17 protein-coding genes and 1 pseudogene are annotated in these 20,317 nt (G+C 47.4%); 2 read left to right on the forward strand and 16 right to left on the reverse strand.

Annotation, left to right across the window (positions count from 1 at the left end):
• Positions 1 to 68: 68 nt before the first annotated feature.
• The 15 genes from bfr (COW15_RS02260) to COW15_RS02330 form a co-directional block, all read right to left on the reverse strand.
• Entirely contained in the window at positions 69 to 536 is a 468-nt protein-coding gene (gene bfr, locus COW15_RS02260; RefSeq protein WP_293629428.1) for a bacterioferritin, read from the reverse strand.
• A gap of 9 nt (positions 537 to 545) precedes the next feature.
• A complete protein-coding gene (bfr, locus tag COW15_RS02265) occupies positions 546 to 1,019 on the reverse strand; it encodes a bacterioferritin (protein WP_293629429.1) in 474 nt (157 codons plus the stop codon).
• Positions 1,020 to 1,259: 240 nt separating this feature from the next.
• On the reverse strand, positions 1,260 to 1,484 hold the full coding sequence (nqrM, locus tag COW15_RS02270) for a (Na+)-NQR maturation NqrM (RefSeq protein ID WP_007645837.1): 225 nt from the start codon (positions 1,482 to 1,484) through the stop codon (positions 1,260 to 1,262).
• Between the two features lie 11 nt (positions 1,485 to 1,495).
• Complete coding sequence (locus COW15_RS02275; protein ID WP_293629454.1) at positions 1,496 to 2,554, reverse strand: FAD:protein FMN transferase; 1,059 nt, start codon at positions 2,552 to 2,554, stop codon at positions 1,496 to 1,498.
• A gap of 99 nt (positions 2,555 to 2,653) precedes the next feature.
• A complete protein-coding gene (gene nqrF / locus COW15_RS02280) occupies positions 2,654 to 3,910 on the reverse strand; it encodes an NADH:ubiquinone reductase (Na(+)-transporting) subunit F (protein WP_293629456.1) in 1,257 nt (418 codons plus the stop codon).
• A 46-nt stretch (positions 3,911 to 3,956) separates the two neighbouring features.
• Positions 3,957 to 4,565 carry an NADH:ubiquinone reductase (Na(+)-transporting) subunit E gene (gene nqrE, locus COW15_RS02285; RefSeq protein WP_006080469.1) on the reverse strand — a complete coding sequence of 203 codons (609 nt, stop codon included), beginning with the start codon at positions 4,563 to 4,565 and terminating at the stop codon, positions 3,957 to 3,959.
• A gap of 5 nt (positions 4,566 to 4,570) precedes the next feature.
• The gene (locus COW15_RS02290) at positions 4,571 to 5,203 is read right to left on the reverse strand and encodes an NADH:ubiquinone reductase (Na(+)-transporting) subunit D (RefSeq protein WP_006080467.1); all 633 of its coding nucleotides are present in this window, start codon (positions 5,201 to 5,203) and stop codon (positions 4,571 to 4,573) included.
• Positions 5,203 to 5,991 carry a Na(+)-translocating NADH-quinone reductase subunit C gene (locus tag COW15_RS02295; protein ID WP_293629541.1) on the reverse strand — a complete coding sequence of 263 codons (789 nt, stop codon included), beginning with the start codon at positions 5,989 to 5,991 and terminating at the stop codon, positions 5,203 to 5,205. The genes COW15_RS02290 and COW15_RS02295 overlap by 1 nt, the downstream gene beginning before the upstream one ends.
• The gene (locus tag COW15_RS02300) at positions 5,984 to 7,183 is read right to left on the reverse strand and encodes an NADH:ubiquinone reductase (Na(+)-transporting) subunit B (RefSeq protein WP_293629543.1); all 1,200 of its coding nucleotides are present in this window, start codon (positions 7,181 to 7,183) and stop codon (positions 5,984 to 5,986) included. The genes COW15_RS02295 and COW15_RS02300 overlap by 8 nt, the downstream gene beginning before the upstream one ends.
• Positions 7,183 to 8,517 (reverse strand): Na(+)-translocating NADH-quinone reductase subunit A, encoded by a 1,335-nt coding sequence (locus COW15_RS02305; RefSeq protein ID WP_293629545.1) that lies wholly within the window; start codon positions 8,515 to 8,517, stop codon positions 7,183 to 7,185. The genes COW15_RS02300 and COW15_RS02305 overlap by 1 nt, the downstream gene beginning before the upstream one ends.
• 403 nt (positions 8,518 to 8,920) lie before the next feature.
• Positions 8,921 to 10,972 carry a TonB-dependent receptor gene (locus tag COW15_RS02310; RefSeq protein WP_293629547.1) on the reverse strand — a complete coding sequence of 684 codons (2,052 nt, stop codon included), beginning with the start codon at positions 10,970 to 10,972 and terminating at the stop codon, positions 8,921 to 8,923.
• Between the two features lie 156 nt (positions 10,973 to 11,128).
• On the reverse strand, positions 11,129 to 11,638 hold the full coding sequence (luxS, locus tag COW15_RS02315; RefSeq protein WP_293629549.1) for an S-ribosylhomocysteine lyase: 510 nt from the start codon (positions 11,636 to 11,638) through the stop codon (positions 11,129 to 11,131).
• Between the two features lie 162 nt (positions 11,639 to 11,800).
• Positions 11,801 to 12,913, reverse strand: coding sequence for a TRAP transporter substrate-binding protein (locus COW15_RS02320; RefSeq protein ID WP_293629551.1), 1,113 nt, complete (start codon positions 12,911 to 12,913; stop codon positions 11,801 to 11,803).
• Positions 12,914 to 13,132: 219 nt separating this feature from the next.
• Positions 13,133 to 13,453, reverse strand: a complete 321-nt coding sequence (locus COW15_RS02325) for a BolA/IbaG family iron-sulfur metabolism protein (protein ID WP_293629553.1) — start codon at positions 13,451 to 13,453, stop codon at positions 13,133 to 13,135.
• 147 nt (positions 13,454 to 13,600) lie between these two features.
• The gene (locus tag COW15_RS02330) at positions 13,601 to 14,260 is read right to left on the reverse strand and encodes an alpha-ketoglutarate-dependent dioxygenase AlkB (protein WP_293629555.1); all 660 of its coding nucleotides are present in this window, start codon (positions 14,258 to 14,260) and stop codon (positions 13,601 to 13,603) included.
• A gap of 163 nt (positions 14,261 to 14,423) precedes the next feature.
• Between COW15_RS02330 and COW15_RS02335 the strand changes: the two genes are divergently transcribed.
• Together COW15_RS02335 and COW15_RS02340 are read left to right on the forward strand one after the other, a co-directional pair.
• Positions 14,424 to 15,557: a methyltransferase gene (locus COW15_RS02335; RefSeq protein WP_293629557.1), complete on the forward strand. Its 1,134-nt coding sequence runs from the start codon at positions 14,424 to 14,426 to the stop codon at positions 15,555 to 15,557.
• A gap of 172 nt (positions 15,558 to 15,729) precedes the next feature.
• Positions 15,730 to 18,868 (forward strand): annotated as a pseudogene (locus tag COW15_RS02340) (DUF2339 domain-containing protein).
• Positions 18,869 to 18,924: 56 nt separating this feature from the next.
• On the opposite strand, the gene COW15_RS02345 reads toward COW15_RS02340, so the two are convergent.
• Positions 18,925 to 20,217 (reverse strand): aminotransferase class I/II-fold pyridoxal phosphate-dependent enzyme, encoded by a 1,293-nt coding sequence (locus COW15_RS02345; protein ID WP_293629559.1) that lies wholly within the window; start codon positions 20,215 to 20,217, stop codon positions 18,925 to 18,927.
• Positions 20,218 to 20,317 lie beyond the last annotated feature (100 nt).

Below are 20,317 nucleotides of genomic sequence, written 5' to 3' on the forward strand. Positions count from 1 at the left end.
GGGTCGCTTAGATAACATAGGGCCAGTTAAATGATGTCACTGGCCCTATTTTGAGGTACTTCTTTCAACTACATTTTCGTTTGCAGATAATTTTGCAAACCAATTCGGTCAATCAGTCCGAGTTGTTTTTCGAGCCAATACATATGGTCAGATTCAGTATCGTCGAGTAATACTTCGAGGATTTCACGGGTCTGATAATCTTGCTTCTGCTCACACAGGCCGATGACTTTACGTAAATCATCGGCAACCTTGTATTCATAGGCCAGATCGTTACGCAGCATCTGTTCCACATTTGAGCCGATATTTAATGCCTCACGGGCCGCCACATTAGGCGTTCCTTCGAGGAATAAAATACGCTGCACCAGTTTCGCCGCATGACCTTTTTCATCATCCGACTCATGGGCGATACGCTCATAGAGTTCGTTTAACCCCCAATCTTCGTACATATGGGCATGGACAAAATACTGATCCATCGCCGAGAGTTCTCCCGTTAGGAGTCGATTTAACGCATCGATGACGTCTTTATCACCTTTCATATTCAGCTCCTATGACTCGCTCATTTGTGACTGCAGATAATTTTGAATACCGGTTAAGCTAATCAGCTCCTGCTGTGACTCAAGCCAATCTAAGTGCTCTTCTTCGTCTTCAAGAATATCTTCCAGCAGATCGCGGCTGACATAGTCCTGCTCCGCCTCGCAGAGGGCGATGGCATCGCGTAAAAGCGCGAGTTGTTCCTGCACCATGGCTAAATCGCAATCGAGTATTTCTTGGCTGTGTTCACCAATACGTAACTTTTCGAGTTGTTGCAGATTAGGCAGCCCTTCCAAAAACAACACCCGCTCGATAAGCTTATCGGCGTGTTTCATATCTTGGATGGATTTTTTGTATTCGACGTGATTGAGCTTCTCAAAGCCCCAATGTTTAAACATCCTAGCATGGAGAAAATATTGATTGATGGCCGTCAACTCACAGGTAAGCACCCGATTCAGTTGCCCAACCACTTTTGGATGACCTTTCATAAGTTACGATCCTTGTTAAAGGGAAAAAGATTGATCTAAATCAAGCTTCTAGCCTAGTACAATTTAGCAACTAACTCAAATTATCTTATTTTTCACAAACTTAAAGATAAAAAGCATTCTCATTATCGCTTAGATTGGCTTGCTATCCTCCTCATTAATCGAAGGTTATTTTTTGTGCTCAAAAAATTGAGGCAAAAAAAATAGCCCCCTAGGTAGGAGGCTATTGTCGATTAAGATGATTTAAATAATTCGGTCTTTGGTTAGCTTCTCACGGCGAGCTTCTTCAGCAGCCATACGACGCTTACGCTTGTCACAGGGGTCATCACAATCGCAGGCTTTTTCAATCCCTAGCACACCCAAACCGCCACAGCTTCCTTCAACGGCTTTGCGCTTAATGAGATAACCTATCGACATCAGCAAAAAGAACAATAACAAAATCACAAATGCCGCGATAAAAGTGCTCATGTTTACTCCAACTACTTAAGGAAAGGCTTGAAGGCGTCACTATAGTAGACTTTAAATCCTTCACCTTGCTTTTCTATTAGCATTATCGCCAAGTGTTCCTTCTTGGCAAGCTCCAATGATGCTTCTGTGCCCAAAACCATCATCGCCGTCGCAAAACCGTCGGCCGTCATACATTCTTTATGCAGCACGGTCACTGAGGCTAGCTTATGGTCCACAGGTAAACCGGTACGTGGATCAATGATATGGGTAAAACGTTGACCGTCTTCCTCATAGTAGTTGCGATAATCCCCCGACGTCGCCATTGCCATAGTGCCGGGCTCGATCACCTGCTGCACCGCCATGCCATCATCGGTCGGTTTCTCTATCGCTACGCGCCAAGAGCTACCATCGCCCTTAGTGCCTTTAATGCTTAGCTCGCCGCCAATTTCCACTAAATAACCGCTTGCCTGGTATTTATCTAAAATAGAGGCGACCTTATCGACACCAAAGCCCTTGGCAATGGATGATAAATCCACATACAAATGTGCGTTGTGTTTGCTTAAACGATTGCCTTCGATAGACAATTCGTGGATGCCCGTTTTCGCCTTAGCCGCATCAATATCGGCCTGTGTCGGCACTTGAGTTGGACGCTTATCTGGCCCAAATCCCCATAGATTGACTAATGGCCCAAGGGTGATATCTAAGGCTTTATCGGTAACGTCATAGAGACGTATGCCTTCCTGCACCACTTTAATGGTATCGGGAGAGACTTCGACACTCTGCTCTAATGGCAGTTGGTTGAAACGGGATAATTCTGAATGAGGGCGATAGGTAGACATTTGATCATTGACCAGCTCAAGGGCTAAATCAATTTCTGCCTGTAGTAACTGCGCCGTCGGCATCTGCTTATTTGAAACGACTTTAATATGGTAAGTCGTGCCCATAGTGCTACCCGCTAACGAAATCACTTCGTCCGGTTTTGTACAGCCCGACATAAAAAAGGCCAGCCCAAGGAGGACTAGCCAGTTCACTGAATGCTTTAACACTGAGGTTTTTAACACCGCGGTTTTTAACGCTAAGGTCTTAGACATAGTGACCAACAACTCTTTATTGTGCCCTTAAATGCAAAAGTTGCAGATGAGAGATTATCCTCAACATCTGCAACTTTTTTCATCTCAGGCTAATGAACATTAGCCGCCGAAGTCATCCAGTAGGATGTTTTCGTCTTCGACACCAAGATTTTTCAACATACCAATTACGGCAGCGTTCATCATTGGAGGTCCACACATGTAGAACTCGCAATCTTCTGGGGCTTCGTGATCTTTCAGGTAGTTTTCATACAAGACATTATGAATAAAACCTGTGTAACCGTCCCAGTTATCCTCTGGTTGAGGATCGGACAGCGCTACATGCCATACGAAGTTTTCATTCTCAGCCGCGAGGCCGTCGAAGTCTTCCACGTAGAACATTTCACGTTTAGAACGTGCACCGTACCAGAAGCTCATCTTACGCTTAGACTTAAGGCGCTTTAGTTGGTCGAAGATATGTGAACGCATTGGCGCCATACCCGCACCGCCGCCGATAAACACCATTTCTGCATCGGTATCCTTCGCGAAGAATTCACCGAATGGACCAGAAATCGTCACTTTATCGCCCGCTTTTAAGCTCCAGATGTAAGATGACATCTTACCGCAAGGCAGTGTCAAATTACGTGGTGGAGGCGTAGCAATACGCACGTTCAGCATTATGATGCCAAACTCTTCTGGGTAGTTAGCCATTGAGTAAGCACGGATCGTTTCTTCATCAACCTTAGACTCAAGCTTGAAGAAACCAAAGTGTTCCCAGTCACCGCGGTATTTTGCAGGCACATCGAAATCTGCATATTTAACATGGTGAGCTGGCGCTTCAATTTGGATATAACCGCCAGCACGGAAGGGTACAGATTCGCCATCAGGAATTTGCAGCTTCAGTTCTTTAATGAAGGTCGCCTTGTTATCGTTAGAGATAACAGTACATTCCCATTTTTTGATACCGAAGATTTCTTCGTCAAGCTCGATTTCCATATCGTTCTTAACGTTAACCTGACAAGAAAGACGACAACCTTTACGGGCATCACCTTTGCTAATGTGGTCAAGTTCTGTTGGTAGAATATCGCCACCACCAGACTTAATCACCACGCGGCATTGACCACATGAGCCACCGCCACCACAGGCACTCGATACGAAGATACCGCTGTTAGCCAAAACGCCTAACAACTTACCACCCGCACCGGTTTTAATCGCTTTTTCAGGATCGTCATTGATGCCGATCGTGATGTCACCGCTAGCCACTAACTTAGATTTAGCGAATAAAATCACTAACACTAAGACTAGGACGATAGCAGTAAACATACTCACACCGAGGTAAACCTCGAGCGGAGTAGATTTAAAAATACCAAGAATATCCATTAACTTATCCTTAGAAGGTCCAATTCAAGAAGCCGTTTGGTGTCTCTTACAGCGACACGCCAGAAAACGACATGAAACCTAAGGCCATTAAACCAGCAGTGATAAAGGTAATACCTAAACCACGCAGGCCGTTAGGCACGTCGGCATACTTCAGCTTCTCACGGATACCGGCCATCAATACGATAGCTAATGCCCAACCTACTCCAGAGCCGAAACCAAACACCACACTCTCACCGAGCTTGTAGTCACGCTCAACCATAAATGATACCGCACCGAAAATGGCGCAGTTCACTGTGATCAAAGGTAAGAAGATACCTAATGCGTTGTACAAAGGTGGAAAGTACTTATCCAGTGCCATTTCCAGAATTTGAACCAAAGCCGCAATCACACCGATAAAGGTAATGAATTTCAAGAAGCTTAAGTCGGCTTCAGGTGCGCCAGCCCAAGCAAGTGCACCAGGAGCGAGCAGCCCTTGATAGATAACTTGGTTTGCTGGGACAGAGATAGTTAACACTACAACTACCGCAATCCCTAGGCCCATGGCAGTGGTGACTTTCTTAGACACAGCCAAGAAAGTACACATACCTAGGAAGAAGGCCAGTGCCATGTTTTCAATGAAAACAGAGCGAATTAACAGGCTAATATAATGTTCCATCGCACTTACCCTTTTGCTTCAACTTGCTCTGGCTTATAGGTACGAATAATCCAAATCAGCACACCGATCAGGAAGAACGCACTTGGCGGCAGTAATAGCAAACCGTTTGGTTGATACCAGCCACCATCAGAGATCTTGTGCAGGATTTCAACACCGAACAGCGAACCGTTACCAAACAGCTCACGCACAAAACCAACGGCTAACAGAATTGCACCGTAACCTAAACCGTTACCGATACCATCCATAAAGCTCATCATTGGTGGTGTTTTCATCGCGTAGGCTTCGGCGCGTCCCATTACGATACAGTTCGTAATGATAAGGCCGACGAATACCGATAGTTGCTTAGAAATCTGATAAGCATAAGCCTGCAGCAATTGGTCAACCACGATTACCAGAGAGGCAATAATGGTCATCTGTACGATAATACGCACACTGCTAGGAATATGATTACGGATCATTGAGATAAACAGGTTCGAAAACGCAGTTACCGCAGTTAATGCCAACGCCATGACCAACGCGGTTTCGAGCTTGCTCGTTACCGCTAACGCACTACATACACCAAGAACTTGTAATGCAATCGGGTTGTTGTTGACTATAGGTCCTGTCAGAACCTGTTTCAGTTCTTTAGCGTCAGACATTAGCTGAGACCTCCATTGCGTGCTTTTTCAATGAAACTCGCAAAACCTTCTTTACCTAACCAAAATGTCAGTGAATGTTGCACGCCGTTACTGGTCAGAGTCGCGCCAGATAATGCGTCTACACCATATTCAGAGCTAGCCACGGCAGGGTTTTTGGTTACGCTGATGGCAATGTTACCTTGCTCATCAAATAACTTTTTACCATGCCATTTTGCTTTCCACTGAGCATTTTGCACTTCGCCACCTAAGCCCGGGGTTTCACCTTGCTCGTAGTAAACTAAGCTTTGCACTGTGTTGAGATCAGCATCCAGAGCGAGGAAAGCATACATAGTCGACCACAGACCATAACCATGGATTGGCAGGATCACACTGGTTAATTTACCTTGCTCATCACGAACCAAATAAACCACAGCATCCTCTGCAACACGCTTCACCGAAGCAATGTCGTTCTCAGGTATAAATGAGGTTTTCACATCGCGGGACGCTTTGCGTTGATCGAATGTATCAGCATTCATACCATCAACCCATTCACCGGTTTTCAAGTTAACCAGTTTAGCTTCGATGTGTTTGCCGTAAGTATCCAAAATTTGCGCTTTGGTGACTTTGCCCGCTTTAGTATCGATAAGACCTGCGGCCTCCAGAATGTACTTTTGCTTATCGAGCAGTTTATTTTCCGCTTGAGTTGGGCGCAGTAACACTGCTGCAGTAGACACAAATATCGCACAAATTAGACATAAGCCAACGACGATAAATAACGTTCTGCCGAACGAATCTTTATTACTAGCCACGGGCAATCCTCCGCTTGATATTTGCCTGAACCACAAAGTGGTCGAACAATGGCGCGAACAGGTTAGCAAACAGAATTGCCAACATCATGCCTTCTGGGAATGCAGGGTTAATCACGCGGATAAACACAGCCATTGCACCGATCAAGATACCGTATGCCCATTTAGCTTGGTTAGTGAATGACGCTGACACTGGGTCTGTCGCCATAAACATCATGCCAAACGCAAAACCACCTAACACTAAGTGCCAGTACCAAGGCATTGCAAACATTGGGTTAGTGTCGCTACCGACAACGTTCAGCAGAGTAGAAATGGCAATCATACCCACCATCACACCGCCAACGATGCGCCATGAAGCGATACGGGTGTAGATGATGACCAAACCACCTAACAGAATCGCTAATGTAGACACTTCACCAACAGAACCTGGAATGAAACCGAAGAACGCATCCCACCAGTTCTGGTTAATAGCATAATCTAGAGTGCCAGACGCCGCTTGGCTCAGTGCAGTCGCACCTGAGTAACCGTCAGCCACCACCCATGAGGTATCACCCGACATGTTCAACGGATAAGCGAAGAACAGGAAGGCACGACCCGCTAACGCTGGGTTTAAGAAGTTACGCCCAGTACCACCGAACACTTCTTTCGCCACGACCACACCGAAGGTGATACCCAGCGCCACCATCCATAATGGGATAGTTGCTGGCAGCGTTAAAGCGAACAGGATAGAGGTAACGAAGAAACCTTCGTTGACTTCATGACCGCGGATAGAGGCAAACAGCACTTCCCAGAGACCACCCACGGCGAAGGTCACCGCGTAGATAGGTAAGAAGAAACAGGCGCCATACCACATTAGCGCAGGCCAGCCAGAGTTTGCCGTCAGTTCGGTACCGAACAGGCTGAACAAGCTCACTTGCCATACGTCAGGGGTAGCAAAACCAGCCACTAAAGCTAATTGAGCTTGTAAACCTACGTTGTACATACCCACGAACATCGCTGGGAAAGCACAGGCCCAAACCGTAATCATCATACGTTTTAGGTCAAGGTTATCGCGAACGTGGGTTTTGCCCTTGTTCACTTTACCTGGGGTATAAAAAATTGTGTATGCCGCTTCGAATAGGGCATAAAACTTTTCGTATTTACCGCCTTTTTCAAAGTCGGGTTCAATACGTTCGAAAAAATCTTTCAAGCTCATTAGCCTTCCCTCTCGATCGTATCTAAACAGTCACGCAGATATGAACCGTAGTCATACTTGCCTGGACATACGAACGTACACAGTGCGAGATCTTCTTCATCTAACTCTAACGCGCCTAAAGTAGCTGCACCGTCAAAGTCACCTGAAATTAAGTCACGCAACAACATAGTAGGAAGAATGTCCAGAGGCATAACACGCTCGTAGTTACCAATAGGCACCATAGCGCGGTCTGAACCACCTGTACTGGTCGTCATGCTGAACAGACGAGAAGGAGCAAGATGTCCTAAGAATGCACGAGTAATTGAATATTTATTTGAGCCCGGTAATACCCAGCCCAAAAATTCTTTCTCAGCACCTTCTTCTAACAGACTCACTTGAAGGTGATAGCGCCCTAAGAACCCTTGTGGACCAACGGCGGTACGACCATTCAGTACAGAGCCTGAAATCAGACGAACATTGCCATCTAAGGCTTCACCAGCAGTCAATTCCGCCATGTTTGCACCCAACACTGTACGAACCAGTCTAGGTTTAGCCGCTTTAGGGCCAGCAATCGCAATCACACGCTCAGTATTCAGTTCACCCGTCGTAAATAGCTGACCAATAGCTATTACATCTTGGTAACCGATATGCCAAACAGTACGTTTTGCAGAGGCAGATAATAAGAAATGGATGTGGGTCCCCACTAAACCCGCAGGGTGCACACCGGCAAATTCTTCAACTTGAGCGTTTGCGGCGGGGATATCAGCGCCAGGCGCTTTACAAAGGTAAACTTTACCTTCGGTGAGTCTTGCTAAGACTTTAAGACCATTAGCAAAATCTTCTTTATGCTCACGGATCACTACAACGGGATCGGCAGCATGGGGTTGAGTATCAATTGCGGTTACAAAAATACCAGCGGCAGATGAATCTACAGCAGGAACTTTGCTGAAAGGACGTGTACGCAATGCAGTCCATAAACCTGATTCGATCAGATTGTCACGGACCAGTTGCGAGTCGAGCGTATCGAGTGCAGTGGCGTCATATTTAGCAAAGGTAACGCTTTCGTTGCCTTCCACTTGAATAACGACAGACTGCAGCACACGCTGGGCGCCCCGGTTAATGTCTAATATAGTACCACTGGCTAAAGCCGTATATTTAACGCCTAAATTCTTCTTATCTTCAAAAAGAACCTGACCTTTTTGTACTTTATCGCCCACTTTGATCTTCATCGTTGGACGTAAGCCAATATACTCTTCACCCAAAGTAGCTACATGTTTAATGGCTGGGCCATTATGGATAACTTGCTCTGGTCCGCCTGCTATAGGCAGTTCCAATCCTTTCTTAATTGTAATCATATCCACAAGCACTACGTTTTGAAGGAAAGACAATGCGCCGCGTTCCTGCTAAATACTGAGGTTTTAAACAAAACCTACCGCATTGAGCTAGCGCAGATTTATCACGGAAATGCGATCGCAATCACGCTGGTCGCGCGCATTTTACCCCAATTGACTTGGCATCGCCACGAAAATTATAGGTGTTTTCAAACCTAAAATACGGATTTAAAAGAATCATGCGCTACGGCGTTCACCTTCCGACCTAGTGACGGATCAGAAAGAGAGAATATTACGGTCAGCAAATACTATAACATTAATTTCTAAAGATTTAATTTAGCAAAAAGTAGAGTGTCCCCATAAAACTCCCCGATAGTATTTTTCTTATCTATCACCGAATAAAATTCAAACAAGATTTAATCTAGGCTTAGAAACGCCATTGGTAACCTAAATAGCTGATCCGTCCATTTTCCGATCGAATTCCGCTATTTGATGCTGTTGTGATCAGTGATTCATCCAAGAGATTTTCGATGCGAAAATAAAGTTCGTGGTGACGATCAAATTGATAATTGGCCGCTAAATCGACCCGCCATTGACTCGAAACCGTTTGCAGCTCAGAACCAAATTGCGTTAATTCCCGCTCAGATTGGTAGAAGGCATTCAAATTAAGGCCATATTCGGCATAGTTAACCCCAGCACTGAATTGCAGTTGCTGCTCGGGTAACCAAGCCAATTTATCCCCCGCGGAGACACAGCCTTGGATTGCAGTACAAGTATTGGTTTGATACTCAGAACTCAGATATTGATAATTCAGCCCCAAGGGTAACTGCACTTCGCCGAGATCCCAGCGGTAACCTAGACTGAGTTCCACACCATAAGTGAGCACATCTGGCACATTCTCTTGGGTTAACAAGCGTGCATCTGAACACATTGAATAGGCATCGCAGCCCACATGCAGATTATCAAACTCTTGAACATAGGCTTTAATGTCGGCGCTCATGCCGTCACTGGCGTATTGGGCACTGACTTGATAATGGAGCGAAACCTGCGCTTCCTGCTCACTATTGCCCGCACTTGCCGCGCTCCAGGCTCGGCGTATATCTGTGCTAAAACGCCAATCTCCCGCATCGTATAACACCCCTAACTGCGGCATCCAATCACTATCGGAAAAGTCCACAGCCTCGAGTCCGGCATAATCTAAGTTAACTTCACGACTCACATCCACATGCTCATAAGTGAGTGCTAACTTGATTTGCAGCCCTTGCCAGTTGAACAATGAATCAATGGCAGAAGTGAGGGCGGTCGCATCATCTGTGTAAGCCAAGATATCCGTAGCGATACCGCCTGCAATGCTTCTGTCTGCCAACCACTGATCCTGTTGCTCAGCAAAACGCATTTCGGCTTTATCGGTATGATAACGAGCACTATAAATCACTTGATGCTCACCGTACTGAGCGGTCGATTGGGTTTGAGTACCAAAAGAGCTGTAGTCGTTGTCCTGCATTAGGGCTGTTAGCTCTGCGCCATCGACACTGGGCTGTCGATCAAACGCGGCAATAGCAGCAAGGTTCTGAGTATCAATGTCCTGGCCATTGAATTGGCTTAATTGATTTAATTGCTGTGAATAGGATTGGTAGTAAAAGTCGGTAACCACTTTACTGCTACCTAGGGCCACTTGATGTGAAAGTTGGTATTTATGATGCCGCCCTTGGTGTTCATCCCCAGCGCTCGCAGAGTAAAGCATGAGAGGGTCCTTGAGCCAATCGGCCTCGGTCAATCCCAATTGTGAACGGTAGCTATCATCATCGATAAATTGATAGGTAAATTCTGTCACCTGTGGGCTTCGGGCGCCAAGCAGGCTAGAGGCATTCATTTTGAAGAGAATATCTGTGGTTCGTCTGTCGGCATCACTGTCATTGAGAAAGTATCCATCACCTTGATTTTGGCTATAATTTGCCGCCAGAACCATACCATATTCTTTTTGTTTAACACTCCAGTCCATGCTCGCATTAATATCCGAGTCGGTCGTGCCTTCGACCATTAGGCTGGCATTCTGCGCACGATCAGCAATGGCTAGACTCTGGTAATTAATCACCCCAAACGCACCTTGTCCGCCAACGACCATATTCGCGAGGGGGGTGACGGTAACACTCTGTTGCTGCAAAAGATGAGGCAGTAACTGCAACTGTGGTGCGCTATAGGGAGCTGGCGAGAAATACACCCTGTCTTGCATCACAGCCACACCTTGACTGGCGGAGCGCATACCGACATTGGCCATATTGCCACTGTGGTCGGCGGGCAGTAGGGTTAATGAATTCAGGTTGCTGAGCGTCATCACATCATCACTGCTGTGATAACCATCTTTGAGTTCGCTGAGTTCTAGGGTCTGATAGTAAAGCGGGTTTGCAGAGAGAACATTTGAACAAACGAGAGAAACCGCAGCCGCGGTAAGCGATACTGCAAAATAGTGACTAGACATACCAAGCTCCCAAAAGTGTTTGTTAGCGTACGGTGTTTTTGTTATTAAGTTGTAAAATAGCTGAATTTATTCCAAAAAAAAAGCGACATCGTCGCTTTCTTCTACCTGTAGCTAAAACTTTAAGCTGTAATTTTCAATGTTAAGGGCTGCTAAAGTTTAGAGTTTGCCGAGGATCTCATCGCTTAATTTCAGATCATCATTACGATTCACGCTCACACCCGCGGCAATAATATTACGGGCGATATCCTGTGCCTGGGCTAATGAGTGCATTTCATAGGTGCCACACTGGTACTCGTTCAGTTCAGGGATCTCTGATTGCTCAACCACTTTTAGTACATCTTCCATCGAGGCAAGCCAGGCATCGGCCACTTGATGTTCCGTTGGCTCACCAATCAGACTCATATAAAAACCAGTACGACAACCCATGGGGGAAATATCAATAATCTCAACGTCATTACCATTTAGGTGGTCACGCATAAAGCCCGCAAATAAATGCTCTAGGGTATGGATCCCACGCTCGCTGAGGATATCTTTATTCGGCGTACAAAAACGCAGGTCAAATACCGTAATCGCATCGCCCTTAGGCGTGCTCATATGCTTAGCGACTCGGACAGCTGGCGCATTCATTCGAGTATGGTCAACGGTAAAGCTATCAAGTAATGGCATAGGGATCTCCAAATTCTCAGGGCGACATCAACGCCACTGTCACGTCTATATAGGTTGCAAGCATAACATCAAATTAATTAGGTCGATAACAAGATAAGGTAAGATGAAATCATCTCATATAAATCCGCTGCTAAGATGACCATTTAATGTCAACACTGTTGATTATTGTTGCCTTTGTTGACTGTAGGCATCCTCAGATATTTTATGATACTGACGCACACCTTGCTCGTAGGTGTGATAGGCGGCGTACACTTTACGCATCAAAGGATCTTGATTGGCTTGTTCTTCAATCACTTTCAAGGAAATTTGCTCAAGTTCTGTCAGCACTTGGGCGGGGAATTCCCTTAACTCAACCCCCTCATCTTTGACTAAGATCTCAAGGGCCGTCACATTACGGGTCGTATATTCATCGAGCATATCTTGATTGATCGCCCTAGCCGCACTCTTCACAATAACCTGCAAATCCTTAGGAAGCTCATCGAAGGCGGCTTTATTGATTAAAAACTCCATATTAGAACCCGGCTCATGCCAACCGGGGTAATAGTAGTACTTAGCCACTTTATGTAGACCAAAGGCAAGGTCGTTCAATGGCCCTACCCACTCAGCCGCATCGATCGACCCCGTTTGCAGCGCGCCATAGAGTTCACGCCCCGCCATATTCACGGGTACGGCACCGGCTCGTTTTAAGACTTCGCCGCCTAAGCCCGGCATACGGATCTTCAAACCTTTAAAATCGGCGATCGTCTTAATAGACTTATTGAACCACCCGCCCATTTGCATCCCCGTATTACCGCCCGCCAGCGGTATAATGCCAAAGGGACGATACACTTCTTCCCAAAGCGCCATACCACCACCATAGTGCAGCCAGCCATTCATTTCCTGCGCCGTCATGCCAAAGGGAATAGAGGAAAAGAACTGCGCCGCAGGCGTCTTACCCTTCCAATAATAAGAAGCGGCATGGGCCATCTGAATTTTGCCTTGACTGACACCATCGAATACCGCAAAAGCGGGCATTAATTCACCCGCGCCATAAACCTGGATCTTTAAGCGGCCACTGGACATTTCATCGACAAGATGGGCAAAACGTTCTGGGGCCATACCTAAACCGGGGAAGTTTTTAGGCCAAGAAGTGGCAAGACGCCATTCGATAATTTGAGGGCTAGATGAGAGTGTGCTGCCGGGCTCCCCTGATGCATTTCCCGCATTGCCTGCCGGCGGCTTGCAACCGCTAAGCACCAGCAACAGAGCCAAAAGCAGGGACCCAAACCTACGCATCGAATACACTCCCGAGTCGCAATCGCCTCTTTACCAAACCTGAATTAGCATTCTTTACGAGATATGTTAAGCACATTGATGGGGGCTTAACACGCCACAAAATAGAACATATTGTTAACACAGAAAATTCAGCAGGGAAACTAAAGAATGCCCTCTATGTGACTTAAAACAAAAAGCCACTTCCGAGGAAGTGGCTTAGTCGTAAATACCCGTTAACGCTTAACCACGGCAATTGGGGGTACGGGGAACTTCCACATTCGCATCCCACTCACTTGGAGTAAAAGTATGAATAGAAAGCGCATGCACACCTGTGGCTAATTCATGGGCTAAACAGTTATTGACTAAGCGATGACGTGCCAATAAGCGCAGCCCATCGAACTCTTCACTCACTAATACCACTTTAAAATGAGTCTCTGAATTAGGCGGAACATGGTGACGATGGCTTTCGTTAAGAACCTCTAAGTGGATTGGCGAGAAACTATCAGTTAGCTTCTGGGTGATGATCTCGGCCACTGTAACCTGCGTATGCATGTTGGACATATTCGAATCTCAGAATGGGAAAATCCAGTGGGCGCAGAGTACTGCTTCAATTTAAAAAGATCAAATTCACACCGCTAATTTTGTCGGCGATGGCTCACTCTATTGCAACATTAATGGCAATATCAACGCCATATCCTAGGGTAAATACTAACAGTGATAATTCACTACCAGTTGCCTAAAAGTGTAGTTCCAACGGGGTTCTTTGATCTTTAAGCGCTTAGGCACACTGTGCAACCAATCCCGCTGCATTGGCCAGTGCATAATTAATAAGTCACCACTATGTAAACTAATAGTGTATTTAAGCTTGCTGTGTTTATGTTTAAGCACAAAATCCCGTGAGGCGCCAAGGCTAATTGAGGCAATATCACTGCCATGGGCGATCTCGGGTTCATCATCGCTGTGGGCGCCCATACAATCCTGACCATCGGCATAGCGATTGACTAATACGCCATTGCTACCAAGGCCATAATCCCGCTGCAATTTATCGCGCAATTTGTGCAAATACTTAGGCCAAGGGATGGCACGAATAAATAGCCCAGAATATAAATAGTCACATCCCGCATCACCGAACCAAACCTGCTGCCTTGGGATCGAATGATATTCTCCAAACACTTGAATTTGTGGGCGGCTCAGAGGGTAAGATTCGGCCTCCTTGAGTAATGCCGCTTGCTGAGCTGGATTCAAATAATCCCGCACTAAAGTAATGGGCGGTTCGACTAGCCCTATATCTTGACAATCGCTGGCAGAAATCCCCCCATCAGGCACAGGATGCTGCTCAGGCTCGAGTCCTAAATCGACTTGTTTCATACACTACCTTGTTTACGGCTTGTCTTTTAAGTTCTACCCAAAGCACAACAAACTGGATGCTCACAAGGCAAGCATCGCACGATAAGGGGAAATCTGCGATAATCTGCGCCTTATTTAATTGGCGCTGTTTTATTGGCAGCGTTTTTATTGGCTTAGTACAAAGATGACGACACAATTTTCAGTGGCAGGGATCGAGCTTGAACTATTCCGCTACCCCGCTTCGCAGGAATCCAATCTTCAAGCTTGGGATGCAGCAGACGAGCATCTGATTAACACCCTAGTCGAAGGCGGACAAACCGCTGTGCCAACGGCCATTATCAACGACAGCTTTGGTGCCTTAAGTTGCGCCCTATCGCGGCTTAATCCCGATTGGCCACTGAATATCGAAACCGATGCCAGAACCAGCTTTTTAGGTGCAGAGCAAAATCATCAGCGCAATCAGTTAACTATGGATAACCTGCAATGGTTTACCAGTCGCGATGCCTTGCCTGAAAATCTCACCCTCGTATTGATGAAGTTACCTAAAAACCTCACTTACTTTGCCCACCAGCTGATGCGCTTGTCCCAAGTGTTGCCTGCGGGTTGCAAAGTGTTGGTTGGCGCTAAGGCCAAGTCCATCAACGCGAGCTTACTGGAATTATTCGCTAAGCACTTAGGGCCAGCCAGTGCCAGCCTTGCCTGGAAAAAAACCCGGGTTATCACTTGTATTAGCGAGGGTAAGCCAAGAGCCTTGCCGAAGGAAGTCACCTGGGAGATTCCCGAGTTCAAGCTCCATATCAGTAATTTAAGCAATGTGTTTGCCGCCAATAAACTCGATATCGGCGCGCGCATTATGTTGGATAATCTCCCTCAGGGCGATTTTAAAACGATTGTCGACCTGGGTTGTGGTAATGGCGTGCTCGGTCTGCGTGCGGCCCAATTATACCCGAATGCGAATATCCATTTTATTGATGACTCCGAAATGGCGGTGGCCTCGGCGAAAGCCAATTGGATCAGTAACCAACTCCCCGCAGATAAAGGCCATTTCCATTGGGATGACTGCATGACCCACCTACCCGATGGGGTGGAGCCGGATTTAGTGCTTTGTAATCCGCCATTTCACCAAGGTGAGGCCATTACCGATCACATCGCTTGGCAGATGTTTTTAGACGCGCGGCGCCGACTCAAAAATGGCGGGATCTTACATATAGTGGGTAATCGCCACTTGGCTTACCATGTGAAATTACAGCGTTTATTTAAAAACTGCACCACAGTTGCCTCCAACGGCAAGTTTGTGATCCTGCAAGCACAAAAATAACCGCTTTTCGAGTGGCAAAGATAGGGCAAAGGCTTTGCACTATCTCTGCCACGCTTGTCCCATTCCAAGCTCAATACTGGCCGAATCATGGCTTTTCGCTAGCCCTTCCCCCAAGTTGTCAGTACAATCTTTTGCAGCAAATGCATATGGATAGCGTATTTAGGATACTGATATGCCGTTAAAGGATGACGTAGACCAACTCAAGGCAGAATTGGCGCAGTTAACATTGCAGCACCTGTCGCAGCAATCTTCACTCAGCCGCCAATTGGCCGAATTTTCTGCCAAGCTCGATAGCATCAGTCTGCAGCTTGAGCAGCAAGACGCAGGCCATCTCTCGAATTCAATTACACACGTTACCGCACCACTTAGCGCGGCCGATATTGAATCAAGGGTTCAGACCGTCTCGCAGCAATCTGAAGCGCTCGCAACGCCTCTCCAGCCGCAAACGCCTGAGACGAATCCTTGGCAAGACGATCCCTGGCAGCGCCAAACTACACATCCCCAAGAAGCGCATTCAAGGCTGGATTCGCAACAAGTCGGCGATAGAGAGTTTACTCAACCAGCGGGTATTGAGGTGGGCGTACAGGCAGCCAGCCAATTTGAGAGCTTATTGTCCCAGGGCCTTGCCGCCATCGTGGCGCCCTTTGCAGCAATTACTGAGCAGGTCAAAGGCTTCTATCAACACTATCAAGCCAAGGGTTTAGGCCCAGTGTTTTTGAACGGTTGCAGGCATCATTACCCTCACCCTAGGTTTTGGTTATTTACTGCAATATTCCATCAATCATTGGTTTTCCGAGCTCGGTAAAGCCCTGCTCGGTTTTGGCTGCGCCAATGCGATTATTGCGGGCGGGATTTTTATCCGCCAAAAGAGGGTGGGCATGGCCGACTTTGGCTCGGGGATCGTCGGATTAGGCCTTATCCTAAACTTTCTCTGCGCCTATTTTATTGGCCCCTATTTTGAAATCATCCCCAACAGCGCCAGCTTTATTCTGCTGCTATTGATTACTTTAGCGGGCTATGGCCTCTCGATGCGCCTCGATGCCAAGGTCATTGCCGTCATTGCCTTGGTCGGCGGCTCGATGGCGCCTATGATGCTGTTATCCCAAAGCTATGCGCCGCTACTGTATATACCCTATCTGCTGCTGATTGGTGCGGGCGCCCTCGCCCAAAGCCGTAAATTGCAGTGGCCATCGCTCCTTGAAATCACCGCCTTCTTGCATATCGCTTGTATCGAAGCCTTCAGCTATTTTGTCGATTTACCACTCCATCAGTGGAACGGCGCCGCAGTGCTAGCCCTAGTGAGCATTAACGTCCTATTTTATCTCTATGGACTAGTTGGGCTTATCTTTAACTCAGCAACAGCACCACTCAGCCATAGAGCCTTAGTTCTACCGATTGCCTTATTGGCCTTTGTGCTCTTCGAGCTCACACAATTTACTGAGTTGGCAGGGGAAATCTTTATCGCCAACGCGCTAATCTGCGCGAGCTTATATTTCAAACTTAAAGTTCGCCTAGCCCCATCACAGAGCAGCCTCTTGTTAGTCTTTGGCGGCAGTTTTGCCGCCTTTGCCGCACTTTATCTGTTAAGCCATGATTTTCTGGGGTTGGTATTAATCCTCGAGGCCTTGCTCATGCTGTGGATTGGCCTTAAGGAGAAACTGATTTCGGTACGCGCCGAAGCCTATGTGTTACTGCTCACTGGGCTGACTCTCAATTTATATGCCGTGATTACGAGTTTATCCTTACTCGGGCTTGGCGCCCAAACGCCTATGGCCGCCCTTGGTTTTCCGCTGATTGCGTTAGTCTTGAGTACGGGCGCCCTGTTATTTGTTATCCGCCAAATCCAGAGTGATGAGGTGCCACTCTCACCGCTTGAGCGGCAACTGAGTTATCTACTCAAAGAAATCCTCAGCGGATTTTATGTCGCCACTCTCTTGCTCGCGGCTTACCTTGTCAGCAGCGATTATTACCTCGCCATCATCCCGCTAGTGAGTCTGTTACTGCTGTATTTAAGTGGCAAAGATAAGTTGATGGTCAGCGAGTTCGCCGCCTGGCTCTTACTGCTGCCACTCTTATTTACTGTGGTAGAAGGCGTGACGCTCAGTGGTAGCCTGAGCTTTAGTGCGCAGCCACTGATGGCCAAGCTGGCACGCATTGAATTGTTCGCCGCTCTGCTGTTGGCCCACTATTGGTATCGTAGATGCTATCCTGCATCCTTATTTGCCCAGGCCGCCAAGCAGATACAACTCGGCTGTTATCTCCTCTTGCCACTGCTATTATTGCCTAAAGTCATCCGCAGCTATTGGGAGTTTACCGCGGCCGCACTCTGGTTTAGCTGTCTGTTCAGTCTTGGCCTTGCCTATGTGATTAAACACAAAGCCCTTGAGATTGAAGCTAAAATCCTGACTTGGCTTGCCGTACTCACCACAGCAAGTTTATGCCTATTTGAAATCTGGCAAGGACTTATCGGACTGTTGATTGGCATTCTTATCATGGGATTTGTACTCGCTCGTTATCGCACACTACCCGATAGATGGCGTCAGCTATTGACCCTTCAATGGCAACTTAGCCCCTATTATTTTGCGCTGGTATTGGCCGTACTCGTATATGGATTAAACCGCACTGAGGTGGTGGCCTGGTCGATGACAGCTTTAGCACTCAGCGGCTATTTTGCACTGTTGATCCAAAGAGCTTCTCAATACTCAGGCCAAAAAACGGGCTTACTCGCACACATAGCCAGCGAGATCCAAGCCGCGGTTCGCTCAAGCTACAGCTTGGCCTACGGGCTTTGTCTGGGGCTCGCGCTATTGCCGATAATGCTGCACTTTGAGATATCGCTGCGATTGGATTTGAATAACGCCTTACTGATCCTCTGCGAATTTACCGCCTTAGCATTGCTTGCCACGCTGATATTGCGCCGCGGCGTCGCTATCCGTTTGCATCGACGCTTCTTACCGCTGCAATGGCTGAAATGGGGCTGGCATGGGTTACTGGCGCTCAGTTATCTCACCTGGAGTTATGTATTTGATAGCATTATTGCCGCGCCGCTCAGTGCCATTCTGCTCGTCGTGCATGGCAGTGTGTTGATGTTTATCAGCCTAAAACCCCAACATGCGGATATGATCCGCCTCGCCGCCGGACTCTTTACCTTAGCCACACTCAAAGTGTTATTACTGGATATGGCGTCCTTCGAGCTGGTGCAAAAAGTCATCGCCTTTATGTTGATTGGGGTGATCTTACTGACCGTATCTTACTTCTATCAAAAGGCGCGTAATCGCCTGTTGGAAACAAACCCAATAAGTAGCGAGTGATGTGAAACAAAGGAAAGGCCGCTATTGTTAGCGGCCTTTTTGATGGGATTAGAGGCTTAAGCCAAGGCTTTTTCTAGCGCCTGCGCCACATCGGCAATAATATCGTCGATATGTTCGATGCCAACGGAAATTCGGATCAAGTCCTCAGACACCCCGGCTCTGGCAAGCTCGTTCGCGTCCAACTGTCTGTGGGTGGTGCTGGCGGGATGGCAGGCGAGGGATTTCGCATCACCAATGTTCACTAAACGCAAAATCATCTGCAGTGCGTCGATAAACTTACCACCGGCGATTTTCCCCTCCTCGGGCGTGGCCGCCTTAATACCGAAGCTGATGATCCCCGAGGCTTTACCGCCGGTGATTTTTTGGCAGTTTTCACGATAAGGGCTGCTCGGCAAGGCGCCGTAATTCACCCAACTGACCGAAGGATGCAGTATCAAGTATTCGGCCAATGCCAACGCATTCGAGCAGTGACGCTCCATACGTAGGCTCAAGGTTTCAAGCCCCTGCAACAACAAAAATGCGCTGTGGGGTGAAAGCGCCGCGCCAGTATTACGCAGCGGCACCACGCGGCAACGTCCAATAAAGGCCGCAGGGCCAAAGGCCTCGGTATAAACCACGCCGTGGTAAGAAGGATCGGCTTGGTTGAGTAAGGCAAATCTTTCTTTATTCGCGACCCAATCGAATTTACCCGAATCGATAATCACACCGCCAATGGTAGTGCCATGGCCGCCAATATATTTGGTGAGGGAATGAATAACGATATCGGCGCCATGCTCGAAGGGGCGACATAGGACGGGCGTAGCGACCGTATTATCGACAATTAAAGGCACGCCATGTTTATGGGCTATCTCGGCTAGACGTTGTAAATCGACAATATTGCCGGCGGGGTTACCAATTGACTCACAAAATAACGCCTTGGTCTTGGCATCGATTAAGGCATCGAGTTCTTCAAAATCATCGAAGGCCGCCATCCGCACTTCTACGCCTTGGCGCGGCAGCGTATGGGCAAACAGATTATAGGTGCCGCCATAGAGCTGACTGGTACTGACAATATTGTCCCCCACCTGAGTCAGCGCTTGAATCGCATAGGTAATGGCCGCCATTCCCGAGGCAACAGCGAGCGCACCTATGCCGCCTTCAATGGCCGCAAGCCGCTGCTCGAGTACGCTGGTCGTCGGATTCATAATTCGCGTATAGATATTGCCTGCAACTTTTAAGTCAAATAAATCAGCACCATGCTGGGTGTCATCGAAGGTGTAGGAGGTGGTTTGATAAATAGGTACCGCAGCGGCTTTTGTGGTCGCCTCTGATTCATATCCGTGGTGTAACGCCAGTGATTCAAGTTTCATCTTTGTGTCCTTCCCCAATAAATTCCCCAATCATTGCCGCGCACCAAGGCAAACCTAGGGTGAGCGTTACGCAAATTGATGCTCCGATCGCACAAGATCT

Origin of the sequence: Shewanella sp. CG12_big_fil_rev_8_21_14_0_65_47_15, from assembly GCF_002783505.1 — a bacterium.
Lineage (GTDB): Bacteria > Pseudomonadota > Gammaproteobacteria > Enterobacterales > Shewanellaceae > Shewanella.

Excerpts from the sequence above, each read along its gene's own strand:
- bfr (WP_293629428.1), bottom strand. The coding sequence starts at position 536 with ATGAAAGGTGATAAAGACGTCATCGATGCGTTAAATCGACTCCTAACG.
- bfr (WP_293629429.1), bottom strand. The coding sequence starts at position 1,019 with ATGAAAGGTCATCCAAAAGTGGTTGGGCAACTGAATCGGGTGCTTACC.
- nqrM (WP_007645837.1), bottom strand. The coding sequence starts at position 1,484 with ATGAGCACTTTTATCGCGGCATTTGTGATTTTGTTATTGTTCTTTTTG.
- COW15_RS02275 (WP_293629454.1), bottom strand. The coding sequence starts at position 2,554 with ATGTCTAAGACCTTAGCGTTAAAAACCGCGGTGTTAAAAACCTCAGTG.
- nqrF (WP_293629456.1), bottom strand. The coding sequence starts at position 3,910 with ATGGATATTCTTGGTATTTTTAAATCTACTCCGCTCGAGGTTTACCTC.
- nqrE (WP_006080469.1), bottom strand. The coding sequence starts at position 4,565 with ATGGAACATTATATTAGCCTGTTAATTCGCTCTGTTTTCATTGAAAAC.
- COW15_RS02290 (WP_006080467.1), bottom strand. The coding sequence starts at position 5,203 with ATGTCTGACGCTAAAGAACTGAAACAGGTTCTGACAGGACCTATAGTC.
- COW15_RS02300 (WP_293629543.1), bottom strand. The coding sequence starts at position 7,183 with ATGAGCTTGAAAGATTTTTTCGAACGTATTGAACCCGACTTTGAAAAA.
- COW15_RS02305 (WP_293629545.1), bottom strand. The coding sequence starts at position 8,517 with ATGATTACAATTAAGAAAGGATTGGAACTGCCTATAGCAGGCGGACCA.
- COW15_RS02310 (WP_293629547.1), bottom strand. The coding sequence starts at position 10,972 with ATGTCTAGTCACTATTTTGCAGTATCGCTTACCGCGGCTGCGGTTTCT.
- luxS (WP_293629549.1), bottom strand. The coding sequence starts at position 11,638 with ATGCCATTACTTGATAGCTTTACCGTTGACCATACTCGAATGAATGCG.
- COW15_RS02320 (WP_293629551.1), bottom strand. The coding sequence starts at position 12,913 with ATGCGTAGGTTTGGGTCCCTGCTTTTGGCTCTGTTGCTGGTGCTTAGC.
- COW15_RS02325 (WP_293629553.1), bottom strand. The coding sequence starts at position 13,453 with ATGTCCAACATGCATACGCAGGTTACAGTGGCCGAGATCATCACCCAG.
- COW15_RS02330 (WP_293629555.1), bottom strand. The coding sequence starts at position 14,260 with ATGAAACAAGTCGATTTAGGACTCGAGCCTGAGCAGCATCCTGTGCCT.
- COW15_RS02335 (WP_293629557.1), top strand. The coding sequence starts at position 14,424 with ATGACGACACAATTTTCAGTGGCAGGGATCGAGCTTGAACTATTCCGC.
- COW15_RS02345 (WP_293629559.1), bottom strand. The coding sequence starts at position 20,217 with ATGAAACTTGAATCACTGGCGTTACACCACGGATATGAATCAGAGGCG.